Below are 19762 nucleotides of genomic sequence, written 5' to 3' on the forward strand. Positions count from 1 at the left end.
GGTCAAACGGACGTCGAAAAGTCGATGTCCGTTTTTTATTTAGACGACTTTCGTCCGTATTGCCCGTCGCTTTTGATTTGTTTGGTACGTTCGATAGGCTTTCCAAGCATTGGCACATAAAAGCCCTGTGAGTAAGTAAGATAAGCTGTTAAATAAATAGAAGTCCACACATGAAACGACAGCACACAGGATACCAAAGATGATTTGATCACGATTCTTTGCTGGTGAAGTAGGTGGATCAGTCAACATAAAGAACGCAAGGAACAAGACGGCATTTAAGTAGGGCGTCATAAAAGCAGATGAAGCATCCATTAAGCCAATGAATCCCAATATGAGGTGGATGAGTCCGTATGCGGCTAGAAAGGCGAAAACTTGCGGGAATTTTTGTACGCGGCTTGTCACCAAATAACCGCCGACCACCACAAGGATTATGGTCCACCAAGGTAGAAGAGACATACCGCCCCACCAGCTTTGATTGGAAGAAAATAAAATGACTGAGAGCCATAAACCAAATGCGGCTGGATTCAAAATTGGTTTCTTTTGATAAGTGATGACATGCTTAGATAAAATGGCCGCTGTGGCTGTGAAAACAGATACAGCAAAAGAAATGGCTGGACTTAGAACAATGCCAATAATCAGCCCTGTGAGCAGAGCTCCATCAGGGAATGTGTGTTTATTGTTTTTCAAAATCACTCTTGAAATAAAAACGTCAAGAATCAGTGCTGTCCCAATGCTGGTGGCAACTGTAGTGAGACCACTAAGAAATCCAGTGTGCAGACTCCCGGCGGCTAGAAGAATCAAAAGAATGGCGATGGCATACCGTTTCGGCGTCCGAATGTAAGTTTTTAGTGAGGCCGATGGTTTCAAAAGTGTTTGGTCTGTGGTCGGTGCTGGTTGTAATTCCATGATGGAACCTCCTTCATCTCCGGTGTTATGGTCATATCAGCATCTTGATCCACCATCACGGCAGGTATTTCATGTTCGGCTAAAAATGAATAACCCTCTTCTCGACCTAATAAAAAAGCAGCTGTAGAGAGACTATCGGCGAGCATACCGAGTGGTGCAATGACGGTACAGCTTAACAAACTTTGTTCAGACTGTTTCGTTTGAGGGTGAATCAAATGGTGCGTATGAGGATCATTACGGCTGATCCGTTCATAGCTTCCAGATGTACAAATCGCACAATTAGTCGTTTGAATGACCGAGATGTTGGTCTGTTTTTGAATGGGATGCCGAATCCCAATTGTCCACTCTTCTTGTTGTTCGTTAAATCCAGATACCAACACATCCCCACCAGCATTCATCATAAAGCCCTCCCATGCTTCAAGTTCTTTTGCTGCAAGATCGCATGCGAATCCCTTTGCAATAGAACCAAAATCCAAGATAAGCGGTTTGTTTAAATAAATCGTCCGATTCATCTCGTTTAACTGGACGTCACGGTAATGAACAGCTGTATGTGGTACGTCATCTGATGAAAAAGTCTGTCCTGTCGTGTACAACCGATTGAATCCTTTTTGTTCCATGACTTTCCCGATGGTTGGATCATACTTGCCATTTGTTAATTCAGCTAACTCTAACGCATAGGCTGTTAAATCGAAAAGCATTTCACTGACTAATACCTCTTGATTTGAGCGATTGGCTAACTTCATGACTTCCGAATCAGAGCGAAAACGGCTAAACCGATGTTCGATATCGTAAAAAATGGAAAAAGCGCGATTGATGTCTTCTAAAACAGCTCGTCGATCTTCTTCATAGGCAACCACTTGAATATTGATAACAGTTCCCATAGCCAGCATGGATTTTTGAAAAGTAATGAGTTTTTGTTGTCCTAACCATTTCATCACGGTGTCTCCTCTCTATGCCTTTGCCTGCTCTAAAGCCTGAGCAACGGCTGTTTCAAAATCCTGAGTACTTAATGTTGCACCGCTCACCGTATCTACATCAGCACTTTGTCTGATAACCACTTCATTAGGTAATGATGAAATGGAGCTTTGCCCGTATCTTGTGTTATCACTCGTAATCTCGACAGAAGTGATATTTCCTTGTTTGATGGTAACAGATACACTGATAGAGCCAATTTCATTTGATCCAGTACCAGAGAAAGTACCATCCTTGAGTTCAGTTTCTGAAGTGGTATCTTCTGTTTGAGTGGCGGTAGTATCTGATGTGAGAGATGTATCGTTTGAAGAAGCGTCTGCTTGTGTAGTTGATTGTGCTGTCTGAACGGCTTGCGCGTGATGGGTAGTTGCATAACCAGTGATGTATAAGCTGCTGATAGCTGCGGTGCAAAGACTAATCATTTTCTTATTTATTTTTGCCATGATGTATCCCACCTCCTATTACGATCTACTATATAGAAGAAATTTGAACAAACCATGAACAAGAAAAGAACGATTTTAGATAATGGGTATGAAGAATCATGATATTGCACGTTATCGTTTATCATTTATTTTTGACTGTGGTTCATTTATCAGGTAGGATGAAATGAATCTAAACCTTGCTCACGCAATCAAAAAGGAGTGTTTCGGCCATGAAAAAGAAAATATTGATGTTCTTACCTTGTGGCTACGGATACTCCACTGCTGTTTTCTTTTAGAATAGACAAAAATTGGTGAAGTCTGTCTACAGGAAGAAAAACACGCAGAAAAATCATAGTGAGTGAGGGATTTACATGGGAAAAATCACGAGAAAAAACCCAGAAAGTATGCCAAAACCCGTTGGCAACTACAGTCATATCACAAGGGTGCCAAAGGGTGCGGGGTTATTTGTGACATCAGGTCAAGTAGGGACAGGAGCGGATGGACAGATCCCATCAAGCTTAAACGACCAAGTCACCAATACGTTTGAAAATATAAAAAAAATCCTTGCATCAGAAGGATTGAATGAAGAACACGTCATCAAAGTCAATATTTGGGCAACAGAAGAAATTGATTGGGATCATCTATATCCACAGTGGGATGCAATCTTCAAAACCGCATATCCATCAATGACCGTTGCCTATGTGACGGCATTAGGGTGGCCAGAGCTGAAAATCGAAATAGAGCTATGGTGTGCGGATATTTAATCAAAAAAAGAACAGTGCAAACTGTTCTTTCAGCGTGTAGACAAACCCTCGCATTCGCCCGCAGTCCTGCGTGCTGGTGCTCACGAATGTCAAATTCGCTCCGCGCCAGTACTTGTCCTTCCTAGGGCTGCAAAGGTTTTCTATCACGCTGAAAAGAAGACAAAGGGCTAAAATAAAGAATCATTTTAGCCCTTTGTCAACAATCTGAAAGAACAGTGCAAACTGTTCTTTTTTTGATGAGTATTTATGAAACAACTTGGAATCGCTTTGTAATGAATGCACCGAGAAATGCACAGGCTGTGTAGATGATGACCCAAATGAGAAAGGTTTTATTTCCACCAATAGAGGTGAACATTAGAATCACACTCGCTACCAGCACAATCAATGTAGGAAACCAAATGTTCTTTAAAAACAATGTGCCGAAAATGCCAATCAGCACAGAGATCATAGGTAAACCAAATACAACGAATAAGACAAAAACAGCCATGTTAATTACTCCTTTGAACCAAATCAACTATTTACATAAAAACATATAATAGTGCAGCACCCATATGCGGAAGGGCAAAGATGATGAAAAGAAACGCCGTATCAAGACGCCACATCCTGTGTTCTTTTGTTTCAGAGTGATAGGCTGCTCGCGCCTCTTCCCCGTTGGTCCATGCACCCATAAGAAATCCAGACACGACGAACGCAATAATAGAGATTCCACCACTGACAAACCCAATCCATTCATGGTGCTGTAATATGAGCGCCGCACTGCAAATCACCAGCATGGAGCAAACACCAACAAAAAAAGCATGTTTCTTTCTCATTACGCTTCACTCCTTCGGACAGCTATTAGGAGACCGCATCACATATTTCAATGAAATGTCCATCAGGATCAGCCACATAACTGACCGTTTGTCCCCACGGCTTCTTAGCAGGTTCCTTGATGACAGGTACCCCTTTTTCCTTCAAAGACGCAATGGTTTCATTCACATCATCCACAACAAAGCCAATCTCAAACGTTTGTGATGAGCTGACTGCCTCTGGAACAGGCAGCCCAAGTGCCTCTTTCACATCTTGGCGTGAATTAATCGATAGGGTGACTTCTCCTGTATCAAACTCAACATAGGATTCAACCCTCAATTTAATCGGGAAACCGAGGATATGATGGTAGAACTGAATACTTGCTTCAACATCGTTTACATATAGAATGGTATATTTCATTTTCATGTGGAAAGCTCCTCTCTTCATATACGTGTCAAAACCGGAAAGGTTTCCCACTCATTTTACCACATAGGTCATAAGATTCATTGAATTCCAAAAAAACCAATATTTTCACCTCAATCGTCTTGAAAAACAAAATGTGGTGACATATGATAAAAATGTAAAATGAGAAAAAATAGGGGGAACTTACATGTTAAAAAAAATCATGGTCGCTGTCTTGTCTTTCGGTCTTTTACTTAGCTTTACACAAGTTGACACACACACAGCGGATGCAAAGACAGTCAAGTACAAAAACTGCAAAGCACTCAACAAAGTATATAAAGGCGGCGTGGCAAAAAGCAAAAATACGAAAAACAAAGGTGGAAAAACGAAGTACAAGCCTTATGCATCAAAAGCACTTTACTTAAAAAATAAACACCTTGACCGTGATAAAGACGGCATTGCGTGTGAACGTTAAGAAGAAGTAAAAAGACCTGTCACAAGGTCTTTTTTCTATGGGATCAAACTCGTCCCTTTGTGCCATCTTCATCTTTATATTAAAATAAAGATAGATTCAAAAAATGATACAAAGTGGGGTACTCAATTTGTCAACACAAGCTGATAAGAAAGACATCCGATTGATTGCCATTGATATGGATGGCACGCTGTTAAACAGTGAGCACGTCATTCCTGAGGAAAATAAACAAGCCATTAAAGAAGCAGAAGCCAAAGGGGTCCATGTGGTGATTAGCACAGGACGTACGCTGATGACATGCCGAGAGCTGGTCGAGCCGCTGAAACTCTCTTCCTATCTTGTCACAGCGAACGGAAGTGAAATTTGGGATTCAAACTTCCAGTTGATCGAACGAGAACTACTGCATCCCGATCACGTTCAGATGATGTGGGATCTAAAAAACAGATACGAAACCGATTACTGGGCATCTACTGTGGATAAAGTGTGGAGAGGAGAATTCCCAGAACGCATTCATGACCACGAATGGCTGAAATTTGGTTTTGATATTCATGACGATGCTGTTCGTGAGGAAGTCCTCCATACATTGAAAACAAATGGACAGCTAGAAATCACGAATTCCAGTCCAACCAATATCGAAGTCAATGCAGCAGGCATTAACAAAGCGGCAGCTCTTGCAAAAGTTGCAGAACGCATTGGCTGTACAATGGACAACGTCATGTCACTTGGCGACAGCCTGAATGATATGGCGATGATTCAAGAAGCCGGATTAGGCATCGCAATGGGCAATGCACAAGAAGTTGTGAAAGAAGCGGCTGATTGGATTACGGCTCCTAATACAGAGCATGGGGTAGCAAAAGCCATCCAGCATTGGGTGCTGTCTAAATAAATGAGTAGAAAAAGTGAGAGGATATGACCTCTCACTTTTTTTGTTTTCTACTAGTTCTATTGTTATATTTTCTGACAATTTCATGTGCAGTCTATCCAAAGTTGGTATAATCAATATAAATTCGAATATTCGGACTTTCTATTCCGTAATTCGGAACGACAAGGAGGGGTCCTATGTATCAAGTGGATATTAACTGTGATTTGGGAGAAAGTTTTGGTCAATACACCATCGGTTCAGATGAACAAATTCTTGAATATGTTACCTCAGCCAATATTGCATGCGGTTTTCATGCGGGAGATCCAACTGTGATGAGAAAGACGGTTAAAATGGCACTGGATAAAGGGGTTCAAATTGGTGCACATCCAGGTCTGCAAGATTTAGTCGGTTTTGGCAGACGTCCAATCGCTATCTCAGCAGAGGAAGCCTATGATCTTGTGATCTATCAAATTGGTGCACTATCAGCCTTTCTGAAAGCAGAAGGCGGTACGATGCAGCACGTTAAACCACATGGCGCCCTTTACAACATGGCGGCTAAAAATACTGAATTATCTGAATCAATTGCGAAGGCTGTGTATGATATTGATCCTAACCTTGTGTTATTTGCGCTGTCAGGCAGTGAACTTGCGTCAGCAGGGGAAAGAATCGGTCTTCAAGTGGCACATGAAGTTTTTTCTGATCGGACGTATCAACCAGACGGAACACTGACATCCCGGCGTGAACCTCATGCACTCATTGAAGAGGATGAAAGGGCGGTTCAGCAGGTCATCCGTATGGTAAGAGAGGGGAAAGTGCGGACAGTGCAAGGGGAAGATGTTCAGCTCAAAGCAGATACGGTGTGCATCCACGGGGATGGCAGTCACGCGCTTCAATTTGCAAAAACCATTACAGCGAAGTTAAAAGAAGCCACTATTCAACTCAAGGCCTTTCGATAAATCGTCATCAAAGGGGGAAACAGCATGAAAAGAGAGAAAGCCAAACAGATGAAAGCTCCAAAAGGGAACCGTTCTATGCTGATGGGCGCAGCCTTTTTAATGGCAACGTCCGCCATTGGACCGGGATTTTTAACACAAACAACGGTGTTCACACAGCAGCTCGCAGCTAGCTTTGGGTTTGTCATCTTGATTTCTATTTTGCTAGACATTTTTGCGCAAACAAATGTATGGCGTATCATTGCCGTCTCGGAAAAAAGAGGACAGGACATTGCCAATATGGTTCTGCCGGGGCTCGGATATGTGTTAGCCTGTTTGATTGTCATTGGGGGTCTTGCCTTTAATATTGGAAATATCGCTGGTGCGGGTCTCGGTTTTCAGGTCATATTCGGCGTCGATCCCCGCATAGGGGCTGGGGTCAGTGCAGTCATTGCGATTCTCATTTTTGTCATCAAAGAGGCTGGAAAAGCGATGGACCGATTCACACAAATTGCTGGTTTTGTCATGATTGGTCTGATGCTGTATGTGGCTATTTCCACAGCACCGCCAGTTGGAGAAGCGGTCATGAGAACTTTCGTGCCAGAGAAAATTGACATGTTATCGATTGTGACACTTGTCGGCGGAACGGTTGGCGGCTATATCGTTTTTGCTGGTGGTCATCGTCTGCTGGATGCTGGCATTAAGGGGAAGGATGCATTGCCACAAGTGACGAAAAGTTCCATTTTCGGTATTTTGATCACATCCGTGATGCGTGTGGCTTTATTTTTAGCCGTTCTAGGAGTTGTCTCAAAAGGCTTACAGATTGATCCATCGAACCCGCCTGCGTCTGTTTTTCAATTAGCATCTGGAAATGTTGGATATAAAATGTTCGGGATTATTATGTGGGCTGCCGCCATTACCTCAGTCATTGGAGCAGCATACACCTCCGTTTCCTTCTTTAAAACCTTCTCACCAAAAATCGAGAAAAATCAACGAGGCATTATCGTTGGATTCATTGCGCTCTCGACCATTTGTTTTATCACGATTGGAAGACCTGTGAACATATTGATTTTGGTTGGGGCCATCAATGCATTGATCTTGCCGCTTGCACTCGGAACATTGCTGATTGCTGCCTATAAAAAAGAAATTGTCGGTGATTATCGCCATCCATTCTTTTTGACAGCAACAGGTGCGTTTGTTGTTGTCATCATGGCAATCATGGGCGGATATACCATCATGAATGAAATTCCAAAACTATGGAGCTGATCACATGAAAGCATATCAAACCTATGAGCCGTCACAAATAAGGGAATTGATTCGTAAGCAGAAGATCACAGGACCAACGGCTGGCTTTGCTGAGGGATTTGCGCAAGCCAACTTAATGATCGTCAAAAAAGAGCTAGCCTTCGATTTTCTTTTATTTTGTCAGCGGAATCCGGCTTCGTGCCCTTTGCTTGATGTGCTCGACCCAGGTGATCCAGTGCCAAGGCGTTCAGCACCTGATGCGGATATTCGAACGGATTTCCCTAAATATCGTATTTACAAAAAAGGGGTTCTTCAAGAAGAGGTAACAGATATTTCTTCCTATTGGGAGGATGATATGGTGGGCTTTCTCATCGGATGCAGCTTTACGTTTGAGCATGCACTGATGCTGAATGACATTCCTGTCCGCCATATTGAAGACGGTCATAATGTACCAATGTATCAAACGAACATTCCATGTGAAAGGGCAGGTGTATTCCATGGTCCGATGGTTGTCAGTATGAGGCCGATCCCAGCGCATCAAGTCACAAGAAGTGTTCAGGTGACATCTAGATTCCCATCGGTACATGGCGGTCCTATCCATATAGGTGATCCAGCTGTGATTGGCATTGAACATGTAGATCAACCAGACTTTGGAGAACCATCTGTGATCAAAGAAGGGGAAGTCCCGGTGTTTTGGGCATGTGGTGTGACGCCGCAAGCCATTGTCATGCACACTAAGCCAGACATTGCGATCACCCATGCACCCGGTCATATGTTTATCACAGATGTAAGAGATCAAAAGCTCGGTGTCCTGTAGAAAGAGAGGTGTCATAAGAGTGGCATTTTCAACGATAAAAGATACGATCACGTTCCATCCGCTAGGAGACGCAGCCATTGTCATTCAAGCCGGGACTGACATAAGTGAAGACATTCATGAGCGTGTGAAGCAGCTGTTTTCATGTATTGAACAGCATCCATTTGACGGATATGTGGAAGCTGTTCAAGCCTTTACAAACGTGACCGTCTTTTATGAGCCCTATAAGGTGTATCAATCTGCTCAGCTTAAGCAACGTGCAATCTCTCCGTATGAATGGGTCAAAGACTATATTGAAAACCTCCTTGAAGACAACTGGCAGGAGGGGAATCAGGCAAAGCGCCGGATCGTCGACATTCCTGTATGTTATGGAGGAGAGCTCGGTCCTGACTTAGAAGAAGTCGCCCGTATCAATGGTTTGACGCCTGAAGAAGTTGTACGTATTCACACATCCGGGACGTATCTTGTCTATATGATTGGGTTTGCTCCTGGGTTCCCGTTTTTAGGCGGACTTTCTGAAAAAATTGCAGCTCCGCGTAGAGAAACACCAAGAATGTCGATTCCGAAAGGGTCTGTGGGTATTGCGGGGAAGCAGACAGGGGTTTATCCGATATCTACACCCGGAGGCTGGCAGCTCATTGGACAAACCCCTTTGTCCTTATTTCGGCCGAATGCTGAGAGACCTAGTCTACTAAAGGCAGGGGACGAGGTTCGATTTGTTCAACTGTCTGAAAAGGAATTTTTCAGCATGAAGGAGGAAGATCGTTGAGTATGCATGTCATCAAGCCAGGAATGTTCACCACCATTCAAGATAAAGGGAGAATAGGCTATCAGAAGTACGGTGTTTTAACGAGCGGCGGCATGGACTCGCTCTCGCTCCGAATCGCCAACATCCTCACCGGGAATCAAGAAAACGAAGCGGTGCTGGAAATCACATTAATGGGACCCGGCCCAGTGTTTACATGTCAGAAGGATCAGCTGATCGCTTTGACCGGTGCTGATGTGGAGGTTGAGATTGACGGGGAACAAGTGCCTCTATGGAAACCGCTCTTCATTCGAGCAGGAAGCACGATCACCTTTGGCCCTTGTAAGAGGGGATGCCGCTCCTACCTCGCTGTAGCCGGTGGATTTGATGTTGAGCCGGTGATGAAAAGTAAAAGTACGTACGTCAGAGCGAAGATAGGCGGGGTAGAAGGGCGTCCGCTAGAAAAAGGAGACGTCCTGCCGATTGGAGAACCGTCACCACTGGCGGTGAGCCTCGTTCACATGTTAAAAAGCAAAGGGGAACGTGCGCCAGACTGGACAGTCAATCATGCTCATTTTTTGCCTCTCGGGAAATCACCAGTCATTCGGGTGCTGGCAGGGAGACATCTGTCTCATTTTCAGGAAGAATCGCAGCAAGCTTTTTTCGAACGGTCTTATCAGGTCACTCCCCAATCTGATCGTATGGGATGCAGATTGAAAGGAGAACCGATACGTTTAAAGCAAAAGCTTGAATTGATTTCAGAAGCGGTTGCTTTTGGCTCTATTCAAATTCCTCCTGACGGCCAGCCGATTATTCTGCTCGCAGATCGCCAGACGACAGGTGGATATCCCCGTATTGGTGAGGTGGCAACAGTCGATTTGCCGCTCATTGCGCAGGCGATGCCTGGAGCGAATCTCACGTTTCAACAAATTGACCGCCAAGAAGCAGAGCAAGCCTTATTCACACAAGAAGCAGAAATGAAGGACCTGACGGCAAGATTAAAACTCGAAGCATTTTCGTTTTAGAAAAGGTGAGAAACATGCAGAACACAAATAAAACCGTTGTGAAATCAATGGAGATATTACGGCTTTTTATCACACACGAACAATTAACGTTAAATGACATGATTGAGCTCTCGAGCATGCCCAAAACATCTGTACACCGAATGGCCAACTCGTTAGCCGATATGGGATTATTAGAAAAGCATCCTTCAGGTGTTTACCGATTAGGATTGATGTTCCTTGAATACGGTCAGCTTGTCGCCGATCGCCTCGATATCCGTAGAATTGCAAGGCCCTTTATGGAAAACTTGCGTGATGAGGTAGGTGAGGCTGTTCAGCTCATTATTCGTGAAGGAGATGAAGCCATTTATGTGGAGAAAATGGAAGGAACGCAGCCTGTCCGGCTCTATACCGCCGTCGGAAGAAGATCCCCATTATATGCGGGAGCTTGTGCGAGAAGTATTCTTTCCTTTTTGCCAGAGGAAGAGAGACTTGCCTATATTGATTCGGTAGAGCTCGGGAAAATTGGGATCGGAACCATTACCGATAAAGATGTCCTGCGAAACATGATCGAAGAATCAAACAGGCGCGGATATACGTTAAGCTATTCAGAGCTTGAAAACTATACTGCCGCTATTGGAGCGCCCATTTTCAATCATCACGGAGAAGTGGCAGCAGGCATTAGTATTGCAGGGTTTGAGGCCGGCTATCAAAAGGAACGGCTTCCTTATTTAATTGAGCAGGTCAAAAAAGCGGCCAGCGGCATTTCAAAAGAATTAGGTTTTGCATCTGAACAAATAAAAAGCCAATGACCGTTAAGATCATTGGCTTTTTGCGTGTTCATGATTAGAAAGTTTTACCTAAAGCTTTTGCACGTTCGATCGCATCTGCTTTAATTTGTTCTGCTTTTGCAGGCTCAGCATTGTGACCTTCAACAATAAGACCTTCGAAAGAAGGAATACCGAAGAAGTTTGCAATTGTTCCAAGGTAACGGTGACCTGCTTCTAGTTCAGCAGCAGGACCTTCAGTGTAATATCCGCCACGTGCTTGGATGTGTAGCGCTTTTTTGTCTGTTAGTAATCCAACAGGACCTTGCTCAGTGTATTTGAATGTTTTACCAGCTACAGCAACAGAGTCGATGTATGCTTTAAGAACTGGTGGGAATGAGAAGTTCCAAAGTGGTGAAACAAATACGTATTTGTCAGCAGAAACGAATTGATCGCTTAATTCGTTTAGGCGAGCAACTTTCGCTTGCTCTTCAGCTGAAAGTGTATCGAAGCCAGCACCAGATTGAAGCTTGCCCCATCCAGCGAATACATCTGCATCAATGTGAGGAATGTTTTCTTTGTACAAATCGATATGTACAACCTCGTCACTTGGATTTGCTTCCTTATAAGATTCGATAAATGCTTTAGCAGTAGCCATACTGTAAGAAACTGTTTCATCATGCGGATGTGCAGTGATGTATAAAACTTTTGCCATGTTCATTCAATCCTTCCTGTTTCAATGATTTTTTTAGCGTATCCCAAAGATACACTGAATATGTGGCATCTTTAATCATATTGGAATGCTATGAAAAAGATGTAACAAGCACAGTTACATAAAAACTGATATTTTCATTGTAATCACTATATAGTTTGAAGTCAAGGTATAAAGTCTTGAAATCAAGATAAAAAGTTTGTAAATTTTTCTGAAACGCTTCAAAGCTGCGATTTAAGCAAAAAAACCCTACTCCCATTGAACAAAAAATGGATCGATATCGCAAGTAAAGTGTTTGTAAATGCGCTCATCCTGCGTCTTTGAAAAAAAGGTGGATGCCTTTAAGCCATCTGCTACAAGCATTTGTTCTTCTTTTTCGTATATATAAGAGAAGGCAGGAGAGAGTGAGGGATAAGAGTGGGACGATCCTATGTTGCGATTGGAGATTCCTTAACGGTTGGGGTGGGGGCACGTTTATTTGGCGGCGGTTTTACGGAGCGATATGCGGCGAAGCTTGAAAAGAAGCTGCATATACCGGTGAAACTGTCCGTATTTGCGAAATCAGGGTTAACAACGGAAGAGATCTTGCAGCTTTTTCAGCGGTCTGATGTAAGACGGGCGATTGCTCATGCTGACATCATCACCATCACAGGCTGCGGGAATGATCTTGTTCAAGCTGTTCTGCAGTATGAAAAAGGTGAAGATGAAAAGACACTGCTGCAAGCGTCTATGCATTGTCAGGCGAATTTTAGCAAAATGGTTCAAGAAATCGCTCTGATAAAAAGAGGGCAGCATCAACCATACTGCGTATATTTATTGAATTTATATAATCCTTTTCCTGAGATTCCGATCGCCGAGAGATGGCTGAAGCAATACAACCATCACCTTCGCCAGCTTGCTGCGAATCCACATGTAGAAGTGGTGGATATTTACGGTGTATTTGAAGGTCATCAAAGCGCATACTTATCAATTGATCAATTTCATCCGAACCACAAAGGATATGAAGTAATGGCAGAAGCGCTGTTTCAACAATCCTTTAAGTAACTGTGATCCCGCGGGATTACAGTTTTTTCATTCTTTTAAATAAAGGGCTGTTTCGATATGATAAAAGAAACAAAGACAAAAGAGGTGGATACATGCAGGAGATGAGCGCGTATTTTCATGAATTGAAAGGAACAGCTTATGAGGTAGGAAAGCAGCAGGCTATTTGGCTGAAGGAGCGCCCTTTGCTTAAGAAACAATACATTCAAACAGAACCGTTATCAAAAGAGGCTGTGAAGGAAACAAAGCAGCTGATTCGACCATTTCTTCCTCAGTTAGAAGAAGAACTCTCGGGATTTTGTGATGAAATGCAAATAGATGAAAGCGATTTGACCTTTTTCTATTCTTCGCATCTTCAGCCAGGCTGTTCCCATTGTGTGATGCAGGGGAATGAGGCTGCCAATCAACAGACGGTGATGCTGCGCAACTATGATTTTTCTCCGCTGTTTGATGATATGCGTCTTGTATCTACGCATGTGAAGGGCTCAGCAGTCCATACAGGCTCATCATTAATCTTATTTGGTCGATCGGATGGGATGAATGAGCATGGTCTATCGGTAACATTTTCTGCATGCGGTCCGCCTATTGGCAACGAACCAGGCTTAAAGACGCCGGCTGTTGCTGGCTTGCAAGTATATCATGTCATTCGTGCTGTGCTAGAGTCCTGTAAAACGGTGGAGGATGCCGTCCGTTTTGTACAGGAAATGCCCGTCGCGTCAAATGTTCACCTAATGCTTGCCGACCGGCAGGGAGAGGCGGCTGTGATTGAAATGATTGATGGGCAAAAAAAGGTGAGAAGGCCGGAGCGTGGATTTATTGCGGCTACGAACCATCCGCTCGCTGATCACACGGCAAAAGGGTTGACGAAACATCATTCTGTTGTCAGGTACGACATGTTAATTCAAGCTTTAGAAGAACAGCCGTCAAGCGAGTCTCTTACGGAACTATTTCAGGCAGAATACCCTGCTGGTCTGACTGTGCACAATTATGAAGAGCTGTTTGGGACGATGCGAACCGTCATGTTTCGGCCGGAGGAAGGGACGATGGAGTATTGCTTTGGCTCTCCCGTCTATCATCCTACCTATTCATTAAAGGTCGGGGGCACACTGCCATTTCATGAACAAACGATTCAATTTCATCAAAAGGATTATGGACCATCATTTTGGAGAAACGTGTGAGTCTTTCATTTTGTCACAGCCTGTGTGCCAAATTTAGATCAACTTCAGGTTGCATCGATCAGTGAAAGCGTTTTATATTAAAGTGTGATAATAGACCTATTTAAGCAGAAGGAGGCATTTCATGTACATAACGGCACGAGAACAGAAAGTGATCAAATATATGATTCAGCAAAATCGTTATGTCACCATTCGTGAGATCGCCGATTCTGTTCAGGTAAGTACAAGAACCATTCATAGAGAACTTAAATCCATTAAACCTATTTTGAAGAATTACAACCTATCACTTGATAAACAGCCGGGGAAGGGCTTGAAGGCGGTCGGTGAACAGGAAGACAAACAGCGGCTTCTGTCTCATATCTCAAATGAAGATCAAATTGAATATAGTTCTGATGAACGGAAGCTCTTAATCCTGTGTGCCCTGCTCGAAGCAAAGGAACCGGTGAAATTATATACACTTGCAGCCGACTTGCAGGTCACAAATGCGACCATCAGCTACGACTTAGATGAACTGACGGACTGGATCGCTCCTTACGGTTTACTGCTTATCCGCAAGCGTGGGTACGGCATTGAATTAAAAGGGCCTGAGGAAGCCAAACGAAAAATTGTCGGCAACCTGATCGTTGACCGTCTCGACATTCAATTATTTCTCGAAACGATTGAGATGAATATTAAACATCGAACGAAAGCGACTGAAAAGGTGTTTGGGGTAGTCAGTCGAGGACAGCTGCTCAAGGTAGAAAGGCTGCTCTTTCATTTGAAAAACAGACTCTCTCTCTCGTTGTCAGATAGTGCCTATATTGCACTTGTCGTTCACTTAACCTATGCCATTGAACGCATTCAAATCGGTGAAACCATTCGGATGGAAGAGGAAGAATTGCTTGAATTAAAGCGGACGAAGGAATTTGAATCTTCACTCAGAATCGCACGAGCATTAGAACGCATGTTTAATGTAGAGATTCCTGAAGCGGAGGTCGGCTACATGACCATCCATTTGCGCAGTGCAAATCGAAGCTTTACGGCAGAATACCGCATTGATGAGATTGAGTTAGATATTGCGCTGAGAACGAAGAAACTCATTGACTTTATTTCTCATAAAACAGGCTACCATTTAAATGAAAACGATTCATTGTATGAGGGACTCGTGTCTCATCTTGAACCAGCTATGAACCGATTAAAAGAAAAGATGCGGATTTACAATCCGCTCACACAACAAATAAAAAAAGACTACTTCTTGCTGTTCATGGCGATTGAAGAAGGTGTGGAGCGCTTCTTTCCTGAGATCGAATTTCCAGAGGATGAAATTGCCTTTATCGTGCTTCATTTTGGTTCGGTGCTTGAAATTAAAAAAGAAGAAACAAAGATTCATGCATTGGTCGTTTGCTCAAGCGGCATCGGTTCGTCCAAAATGCTCGCATCACGATTGAAAAAAGAATTGCCTGAGATCGCCAAATTCGATCTATCTTCCTTAATGGAGTTAAAGGAAATCGACGCTGCGAGCTATGACATGATCGTATCAACCGTTCCGATCCCATATGAGCATATTGATTACATTATGGTCAGCCCGCTCTTAAACGAGGATGACGCGGTGCGGGTCAAGTCTCATATTAAACGAAAAATTCCTTATCTGATTGAGAAAAAAAGAGCGCAGGAATCTGCAAAAGAATCGGTGGAGGAAACGGTTGATATGATAGGGATGGCAGAGCAAATCACGAATTATATGTCAGTGATTCGCAGCATCTTGTCCCATTTTACAATCGAAAAAAAGAAGACGACGGAGCAGCATGAGTCAACAATGAGAGAGCTGATGCGTCAGGTTGAAAGTCAAGGCTATTTAGAACGTGCAGACGAAGTGACAGCCGGTTTACTTGAGCGTGAGCAGCAAGGTGGTTTAGGCATTCCAGGAACCGAGTTTGCTCTTTTTCACTTAAAGCATGATCTCATTAAGAAACCGGTCTTTCATATCTATGATCTTGATGAGGCATACGAGATCAAAAGCATGGATGGCGGGCAGCAGCTCATGTCCAGAATGCTCCTCATGCTGGCCCCGCTAGAGCTTGGCAAAGAAGGGTCTGAAATGTTTAGCCTGATCAGTTCATCCATCATTGAAAGCGAAGAAAGCATGGCACTTTATGGACAAGGAACAAAGGAAGAGATTGAACAGAAATTACATCAACTTTTTTATCAATTTGTCAAAGAGGCAAAATGGTAAGAAAAAGCCGAGAGCTTATTCGCTTCTCGGCTTTTTTGCTGTGACACAGACAGCGAGGGTGGGACGAATCTCCTCATATTCAACAGAAAACTGATCAAATCCAGCAAATTCTAAGTCATTGAGGATGCTTTCGCCCATTTCTTTTGTTCGATTGGCGTCCGCTCCTTTTTCTCTTGGCTGCATCACAATGACGAGTTTTCCGCCAGGTTTCAAGGTGTGATAAAGGTTGAGTGCGCCAGCCTTTGGGTCATCCCAAATCGTATAATTGTTAACAGAAAGTACTTTGTCATACTGATCTGCCGGGAGGCGCGTTTTTTCAATTTTCCCGACATAAAGCCGGACCTGCTTCTCTTTGGATCGTTTCTTTATACGCGAATGCGCCTGTTCCTTCATAGTTGAAGAAGCATCTAGTCCATCAATGTGAAGATCGTCATAATGCTTGAGCATATGTTTGATGCTATAGCCGGGGCCGTAGCCTATTTCCAAAATGTTTTCACCATCTGATAAATCTAAATGCTGGATCGCCCATTGATTCAGTGCCTTGTTTTCATTTGCCATAATAAAACCTGCGATGCTTCCGAGCCAGCCTTTTGGTCTGCTAAAGGTTTTAGAAATGGTTGATAGCATGTGAGAACGCTCCTTTTTCATGTTTATGTAACCGATTTTTCCCACCCTGAAACCTGTCAGTTTTCAAAACGCATTGATGGCGCATGGGGATGTTTGAGTAAAAAAATGAAGTGGTAATGAAAGGATACATCAACAAATCAAGGAGGAGCTTACACATGGATTTACGTGAATACTTAACAAATGGCATTCCGCGCCAAACGCAGGATCAGCAGCCAGGCAGTGAAAGAGAAATGAATCCTGCGCCGATCTATGAGGATGAATCGTATAAAGGGTCTGGTAAGCTAAAAGGAAAAGTAGCGCTGATTACAGGTGGAGACAGCGGAATTGGACGTGCCGTTTCTGTCGCGTATGCCAAAGAAGGAGCTCATGTCGCGATCGTATACTTAAATGAACATGAGGATGCAGAGGATACGCAAAAACGTGTAGAACAGGAAGGCGTCAAATGTTTAACGATTGCAGGGGATGTCGGGGACGAAGCCTTTTGTGAGAAAGCGGTAGAAAAGACAGTTGAAGCCTTTGGGAAGCTGGACATATTAGTCAATAATGCGGCCGAACAGCATCCGAAAGAACGTATTCAAGATATTTCTAGTGAACAGCTTCACCAAACCTTTAGAACCAATTTCTATTCTTATTTTTATTTTACGAAGAAGGCACTCGATTACTTAAAACCGGGAAGTTCCATTATTAATACAACATCTATTAACCCGTATCGAGGCAACAAAGTGCTCATTGATTATACGGCGACAAAAGGGGCCATCAACGGCTTTACTCGTTCTATGGCACAGTCGCTTGTGAAAGATGGAATTCGGGTAAACGGTGTAGCGCCCGGCCCAATTTGGACGCCGCTCATTCCATCTACATTTGATGAAGGCAGTGTCGAAAACTTCGGGGCCGAGACCCCAATGGGAAGACCAGGACAGCCTGTGGAGCATGTAGGCTGCTATGTACTGCTTGCTTCAGACGAATCGTCTTATATGACGGGACAGACACTTCACGTCAACGGCGGTTCCTTTATGAATACATGATCAATAAACACGCCGCCCAGCTTTGATTGGGCGGTGTATTTAGTATTTCTTCCGATTCTTCTGTACAGATGAGACAGACCATATGATAATGCCCACAACAACCGCTGCAATAACAAGTGAACTCAAATGGAACATCGTTTCATGATGCATGTTCAACTTCCCCTTTCAATGTATCCGTTTTTTATAGCATCAGCTAGAAGATGTCTTTTTATGAAAAACACATTTCTTTGTTTAATGAATGGATTGTCGTGGAAACCTAAGAGTACGGATGACATTTTGAAGGAGTGAAGATACATGTCACAAGAAGAGTTAAAACAAAAGGTAATGAATTTATTAGACGAACAAAAAGTCGGAACATTGGCGACTGTTGAACAAGATAAGCCGCATACCCGCTATATGACTTTTTTTCATGAAGGGCTGACATTATATACACCAACAAGCAAAGAAACACATAAAGCTGATGAGATTGAAAAAAATCCGAATGTTCATATTCTCATTGGTTATTCAGGTGAAGGATTTGGGGACACATATGCAGAAATTGCAGGTAAAGCCACATTAACTGATGATCCAGAACTGATCGACCGCCTTTGGTCTGATGAGATGGAGAAATGGTTTAAAGGAAAAGATGATCCAAACCTAGTGATCCTTAAGATTGACCCAACCTCCATTCGTTATATGAACGAAGGAAACCGGACACCAGCAGAATTATCACTTTAACACTTGCGTAAGTTGGGGGAACGTGTTATAGTTTTATATTAAGTGTTGAAATAGCAAATAAATAAAGAAAGTAAACTTTCTTTTTTCTATGACATAATGAGAAGCAATAGAGCTTCTACTTGATAAGAACGAGACGCTGTCAAAGCGAACAAACTTATTCTTTTCCTTCTGCAACCGCCCCCTATAAAAGCGGAAGAATGGAAAAAAGACGTTTTGATTTACAATTCACACTGGCACGGCTTCGGAGCCGTAAGGACGAATGAGAGGTAGGGCTTTCGTTGTCTTGTTATCCAGAACTTCCATGGCGTTTACTTTCAAACGTAGGTTCACTCGGAACACATATGACACACTGATATGATCGAATCTTAATTCATACACTCCGTGACGGAGATTAAACATTGATTATTTATTTGCATGAAAAGAGTAAGAAACGGGCTGCCATCTATTTGGCAGCCTTTTTACGTTTTAAACAATAAAATAGGAAAAAGGAAGAAAAAAAGCGGATACCGTCCGCATGACATCCCCTTTAACAGGATTCTCCGCTCACAATAGAACTGCTCACTGACAGAAAGAGGAAATGCTTCATCATCACTCACTTCGCCCTTTCTTCTGATACCTCCAAATCCGGCCAATAAAAAAGAACATCACCGTAAACAAAATAGAAAAGATCAACATGTCCAGCAGTGTCACGCCTCTATCTGGATGCACAACCCCAAACCAAACCCATTGAAGAACAAAAGAGATAGCAAAATAAAAGATGGATTCTTTCATGAAATTCTCCTTTTTACTTGTTTTTTTGATTGTTTAGCCACACCATCCAGATGAGAAAGGAACAAATGGCGCATGCGAGCAAAGTGACAGGCGGCAAGGTGTACCAGCCAGTCAGCCCCTTTACAAAGCACATATAAAAAAAGAAAATGGTAATAGATACGAGCACCCCTTGCTTGAACCAACGGGGAACACGCAGCCAAGCCGCTAGAATGATCGATGATAGCTTATCCATTGAGATAACATCCTTTTTTTGAATCTGATTGGATTTTATCGTAAACAATCAAATATGTAAAATATGGATTTAGAAAGTTGGAATGGTATTCTTCTAGCATGAAACATTCTCGCTGCACTGACGTATAAGAAAAAGGAACTCCATGAAAGGAAGCGAT

Annotated in this window: 24 protein-coding genes; 14 read left to right on the forward strand and 10 right to left on the reverse strand. The window is 43.0% G+C overall.

The window, feature by feature from the left end:
- Window positions 1-39: 39 nt before the first annotated feature.
- The 3 genes from ID12_RS07090 to ID12_RS07100 are packed head-to-tail and all read right to left on the reverse strand — an operon-like array spanning window position 40 to window position 2321.
- Window positions 40-906: an RnfABCDGE type electron transport complex subunit D gene (locus ID12_RS07090; protein ID WP_050826957.1), complete on the reverse strand. Its 867-nt coding sequence runs from the start codon at window positions 904-906 to the stop codon at window positions 40-42.
- Window positions 864-1841, reverse strand: a complete 978-nt coding sequence (locus tag ID12_RS07095; RefSeq protein ID WP_050826958.1) for an FAD:protein FMN transferase — start codon at window positions 1839-1841, stop codon at window positions 864-866. Before ID12_RS07095 ends, ID12_RS07090 begins: the two co-directional genes overlap by 43 nt.
- Window positions 1842-1856: 15 nt before the next feature.
- On the reverse strand, window positions 1857-2321 hold the full coding sequence (locus tag ID12_RS07100) for an FMN-binding protein (RefSeq protein WP_050826959.1): 465 nt from the start codon (window positions 2319-2321) through the stop codon (window positions 1857-1859).
- Window positions 2322-2671: 350 nt separating this feature from the next.
- Between ID12_RS07100 and ID12_RS07105 the strand changes: the two genes are divergently transcribed.
- Window positions 2672-3064, forward strand: a complete 393-nt coding sequence (locus ID12_RS07105; protein WP_050826960.1) for a RidA family protein — start codon at window positions 2672-2674, stop codon at window positions 3062-3064.
- 244 nt (window positions 3065-3308) lie between these two features.
- Here ID12_RS07105 and ID12_RS07110 read toward each other — a convergent pair whose 3' ends face one another.
- Genes ID12_RS07110 through ID12_RS07120 form a run of 3 tightly spaced genes read right to left on the reverse strand, consistent with a single transcriptional unit; the run spans window position 3309 to window position 4279 of the window.
- Window positions 3309-3551 carry a DUF2651 family protein gene (locus ID12_RS07110; RefSeq protein ID WP_050826961.1) on the reverse strand — a complete coding sequence of 81 codons (243 nt, stop codon included), beginning with the start codon at window positions 3549-3551 and terminating at the stop codon, window positions 3309-3311.
- 31 nt (window positions 3552-3582) lie between these two features.
- Entirely contained in the window at window positions 3583-3876 is a 294-nt protein-coding gene (locus tag ID12_RS07115) for a DUF5316 family protein (protein ID WP_050826962.1), read from the reverse strand.
- Between the two features lie 25 nt (window positions 3877-3901).
- Window positions 3902-4279: a VOC family protein gene (locus ID12_RS07120; protein WP_050826963.1), complete on the reverse strand. Its 378-nt coding sequence runs from the start codon at window positions 4277-4279 to the stop codon at window positions 3902-3904.
- Between the two features lie 184 nt (window positions 4280-4463).
- On the opposite strand from ID12_RS07120, the gene ID12_RS07125 reads away from it, so the two are divergent.
- The 8 genes from ID12_RS07125 to ID12_RS07160 all read left to right on the forward strand — a co-directional run bounded on the left by ID12_RS07125 (window position 4464) and on the right by ID12_RS07160 (window position 11138).
- Window positions 4464-4730 carry an excalibur calcium-binding domain-containing protein gene (locus ID12_RS07125; protein WP_008347196.1) on the forward strand — a complete coding sequence of 89 codons (267 nt, stop codon included), beginning with the start codon at window positions 4464-4466 and terminating at the stop codon, window positions 4728-4730.
- Window positions 4731-4833: 103 nt separating this feature from the next.
- Complete coding sequence (locus ID12_RS07130) at window positions 4834-5613, forward strand: Cof-type HAD-IIB family hydrolase (protein ID WP_370539173.1); 780 nt, start codon at window positions 4834-4836, stop codon at window positions 5611-5613.
- A gap of 173 nt (window positions 5614-5786) precedes the next feature.
- Window positions 5787-6545 carry a LamB/YcsF family protein gene (locus ID12_RS07135; protein ID WP_008347192.1) on the forward strand — a complete coding sequence of 253 codons (759 nt, stop codon included), beginning with the start codon at window positions 5787-5789 and terminating at the stop codon, window positions 6543-6545.
- 24 nt (window positions 6546-6569) lie between these two features.
- Window positions 6570-7787 carry an NRAMP family divalent metal transporter gene (locus ID12_RS07140; protein ID WP_008347191.1) on the forward strand — a complete coding sequence of 406 codons (1218 nt, stop codon included), beginning with the start codon at window positions 6570-6572 and terminating at the stop codon, window positions 7785-7787.
- A 4-nt stretch (window positions 7788-7791) separates the two neighbouring features.
- Entirely contained in the window at window positions 7792-8583 is a 792-nt protein-coding gene (locus ID12_RS07145) for a putative hydro-lyase (protein WP_050826964.1), read from the forward strand.
- Between the two features lie 19 nt (window positions 8584-8602).
- Window positions 8603-9349, forward strand: coding sequence for a 5-oxoprolinase subunit PxpB (gene pxpB / locus ID12_RS07150; RefSeq protein ID WP_050826965.1), 747 nt, complete (start codon window positions 8603-8605; stop codon window positions 9347-9349).
- Window positions 9346-10350 (forward strand): 5-oxoprolinase subunit C family protein, encoded by a 1005-nt coding sequence (locus tag ID12_RS07155; protein ID WP_048002385.1) that lies wholly within the window; start codon window positions 9346-9348, stop codon window positions 10348-10350. Before pxpB ends, ID12_RS07155 begins: the two co-directional genes overlap by 4 nt.
- Window positions 10351-10364: 14 nt before the next feature.
- The gene (locus tag ID12_RS07160; protein WP_007498093.1) at window positions 10365-11138 is read left to right on the forward strand and encodes an IclR family transcriptional regulator; all 774 of its coding nucleotides are present in this window, start codon (window positions 10365-10367) and stop codon (window positions 11136-11138) included.
- A gap of 34 nt (window positions 11139-11172) precedes the next feature.
- Here ID12_RS07160 and ID12_RS07165 read toward each other — a convergent pair whose 3' ends face one another.
- A complete protein-coding gene (locus ID12_RS07165; protein ID WP_024720223.1) occupies window positions 11173-11808 on the reverse strand; it encodes an FMN-dependent NADH-azoreductase in 636 nt (211 codons plus the stop codon).
- Between the two features lie 414 nt (window positions 11809-12222).
- Here ID12_RS07165 and ID12_RS07170 point away from each other — a divergent pair, with 414 nt between their 5' ends.
- From ID12_RS07170 to ID12_RS07180, 3 genes are all read left to right on the forward strand, one after another.
- Window positions 12223-12849 (forward strand): GDSL-type esterase/lipase family protein, encoded by a 627-nt coding sequence (locus tag ID12_RS07170; protein WP_050826966.1) that lies wholly within the window; start codon window positions 12223-12225, stop codon window positions 12847-12849.
- A 92-nt stretch (window positions 12850-12941) separates the two neighbouring features.
- Window positions 12942-14024, forward strand: coding sequence for a C45 family autoproteolytic acyltransferase/hydrolase (locus ID12_RS07175; protein WP_050826967.1), 1083 nt, complete (start codon window positions 12942-12944; stop codon window positions 14022-14024).
- Between the two features lie 121 nt (window positions 14025-14145).
- Window positions 14146-16233: a BglG family transcription antiterminator gene (locus tag ID12_RS07180; RefSeq protein ID WP_008347174.1), complete on the forward strand. Its 2088-nt coding sequence runs from the start codon at window positions 14146-14148 to the stop codon at window positions 16231-16233.
- A gap of 15 nt (window positions 16234-16248) precedes the next feature.
- Here ID12_RS07180 and ID12_RS07185 read toward each other — a convergent pair whose 3' ends face one another.
- A complete protein-coding gene (locus ID12_RS07185; RefSeq protein ID WP_017358489.1) occupies window positions 16249-16860 on the reverse strand; it encodes a class I SAM-dependent methyltransferase in 612 nt (203 codons plus the stop codon).
- Between the two features lie 155 nt (window positions 16861-17015).
- Here ID12_RS07185 and ID12_RS07190 point away from each other — a divergent pair, with 155 nt between their 5' ends.
- Window positions 17016-17885: an SDR family oxidoreductase gene (locus ID12_RS07190; RefSeq protein ID WP_050826968.1), complete on the forward strand. Its 870-nt coding sequence runs from the start codon at window positions 17016-17018 to the stop codon at window positions 17883-17885.
- 294 nt (window positions 17886-18179) lie between these two features.
- A complete protein-coding gene (locus ID12_RS07195; protein ID WP_008347166.1) occupies window positions 18180-18602 on the forward strand; it encodes a pyridoxamine 5'-phosphate oxidase family protein in 423 nt (140 codons plus the stop codon).
- A gap of 588 nt (window positions 18603-19190) precedes the next feature.
- On the opposite strand, the gene ID12_RS07200 is transcribed toward ID12_RS07195, so the two are convergent.
- Both ID12_RS07200 and ID12_RS07205 read right to left on the reverse strand, forming a co-directional pair.
- Entirely contained in the window at window positions 19191-19373 is a 183-nt protein-coding gene (locus ID12_RS07200) for a hypothetical protein (RefSeq protein WP_008347162.1), read from the reverse strand.
- Between the two features lie 13 nt (window positions 19374-19386).
- Entirely contained in the window at window positions 19387-19605 is a 219-nt protein-coding gene (locus ID12_RS07205) for a hypothetical protein (RefSeq protein ID WP_050826969.1), read from the reverse strand.
- Between the last annotated feature and the right edge of the window lie 157 nt (window positions 19606-19762).

This window comes from Bacillus altitudinis (genome assembly GCF_001191605.1).
In the GTDB taxonomy this organism is placed as follows: Bacteria; Bacillota; Bacilli; order Bacillales; family Bacillaceae; genus Bacillus; species Bacillus altitudinis.

Bases quoted from the DNA above. Each gene is read 5' to 3' on its own strand.
- ID12_RS07145 (WP_050826964.1), top strand. From the start codon at position 7,792: ATGAAAGCATATCAAACCTATGAGCCGTCACAAATAAGGGAATTGATT.
- ID12_RS07180 (WP_008347174.1), top strand. From the start codon at position 14,146: ATGTACATAACGGCACGAGAACAGAAAGTGATCAAATATATGATTCAG.
- ID12_RS07100 (WP_050826959.1), bottom strand. From the start codon at position 2,321: ATGGCAAAAATAAATAAGAAAATGATTAGTCTTTGCACCGCAGCTATC.
- ID12_RS07175 (WP_050826967.1), top strand. From the start codon at position 12,942: ATGCAGGAGATGAGCGCGTATTTTCATGAATTGAAAGGAACAGCTTAT.
- ID12_RS07090 (WP_050826957.1), bottom strand. From the start codon at position 906: ATGGAATTACAACCAGCACCGACCACAGACCAAACACTTTTGAAACCA.
- ID12_RS07130 (WP_370539173.1), top strand. From the start codon at position 4,834: ATGATACAAAGTGGGGTACTCAATTTGTCAACACAAGCTGATAAGAAA.
- ID12_RS07120 (WP_050826963.1), bottom strand. From the start codon at position 4,279: ATGAAAATGAAATATACCATTCTATATGTAAACGATGTTGAAGCAAGT.
- ID12_RS07185 (WP_017358489.1), bottom strand. From the start codon at position 16,860: ATGCTATCAACCATTTCTAAAACCTTTAGCAGACCAAAAGGCTGGCTC.
- ID12_RS07115 (WP_050826962.1), bottom strand. From the start codon at position 3,876: ATGAGAAAGAAACATGCTTTTTTTGTTGGTGTTTGCTCCATGCTGGTG.
- ID12_RS07205 (WP_050826969.1), bottom strand. From the start codon at position 19,605: ATGGATAAGCTATCATCGATCATTCTAGCGGCTTGGCTGCGTGTTCCC.
- ID12_RS07140 (WP_008347191.1), top strand. From the start codon at position 6,570: ATGAAAAGAGAGAAAGCCAAACAGATGAAAGCTCCAAAAGGGAACCGT.
- ID12_RS07095 (WP_050826958.1), bottom strand. From the start codon at position 1,841: ATGAAATGGTTAGGACAACAAAAACTCATTACTTTTCAAAAATCCATG.
- ID12_RS07195 (WP_008347166.1), top strand. From the start codon at position 18,180: ATGTCACAAGAAGAGTTAAAACAAAAGGTAATGAATTTATTAGACGAA.
- ID12_RS07165 (WP_024720223.1), bottom strand. From the start codon at position 11,808: ATGGCAAAAGTTTTATACATCACTGCACATCCGCATGATGAAACAGTT.
- ID12_RS07190 (WP_050826968.1), top strand. From the start codon at position 17,016: ATGGATTTACGTGAATACTTAACAAATGGCATTCCGCGCCAAACGCAG.
- ID12_RS07105 (WP_050826960.1), top strand. From the start codon at position 2,672: ATGGGAAAAATCACGAGAAAAAACCCAGAAAGTATGCCAAAACCCGTT.
- ID12_RS07110 (WP_050826961.1), bottom strand. From the start codon at position 3,551: ATGGCTGTTTTTGTCTTATTCGTTGTATTTGGTTTACCTATGATCTCT.
- ID12_RS07125 (WP_008347196.1), top strand. From the start codon at position 4,464: ATGTTAAAAAAAATCATGGTCGCTGTCTTGTCTTTCGGTCTTTTACTT.
- ID12_RS07135 (WP_008347192.1), top strand. From the start codon at position 5,787: ATGTATCAAGTGGATATTAACTGTGATTTGGGAGAAAGTTTTGGTCAA.
- ID12_RS07200 (WP_008347162.1), bottom strand. From the start codon at position 19,373: ATGAAAGAATCCATCTTTTATTTTGCTATCTCTTTTGTTCTTCAATGG.
- ID12_RS07160 (WP_007498093.1), top strand. From the start codon at position 10,365: ATGCAGAACACAAATAAAACCGTTGTGAAATCAATGGAGATATTACGG.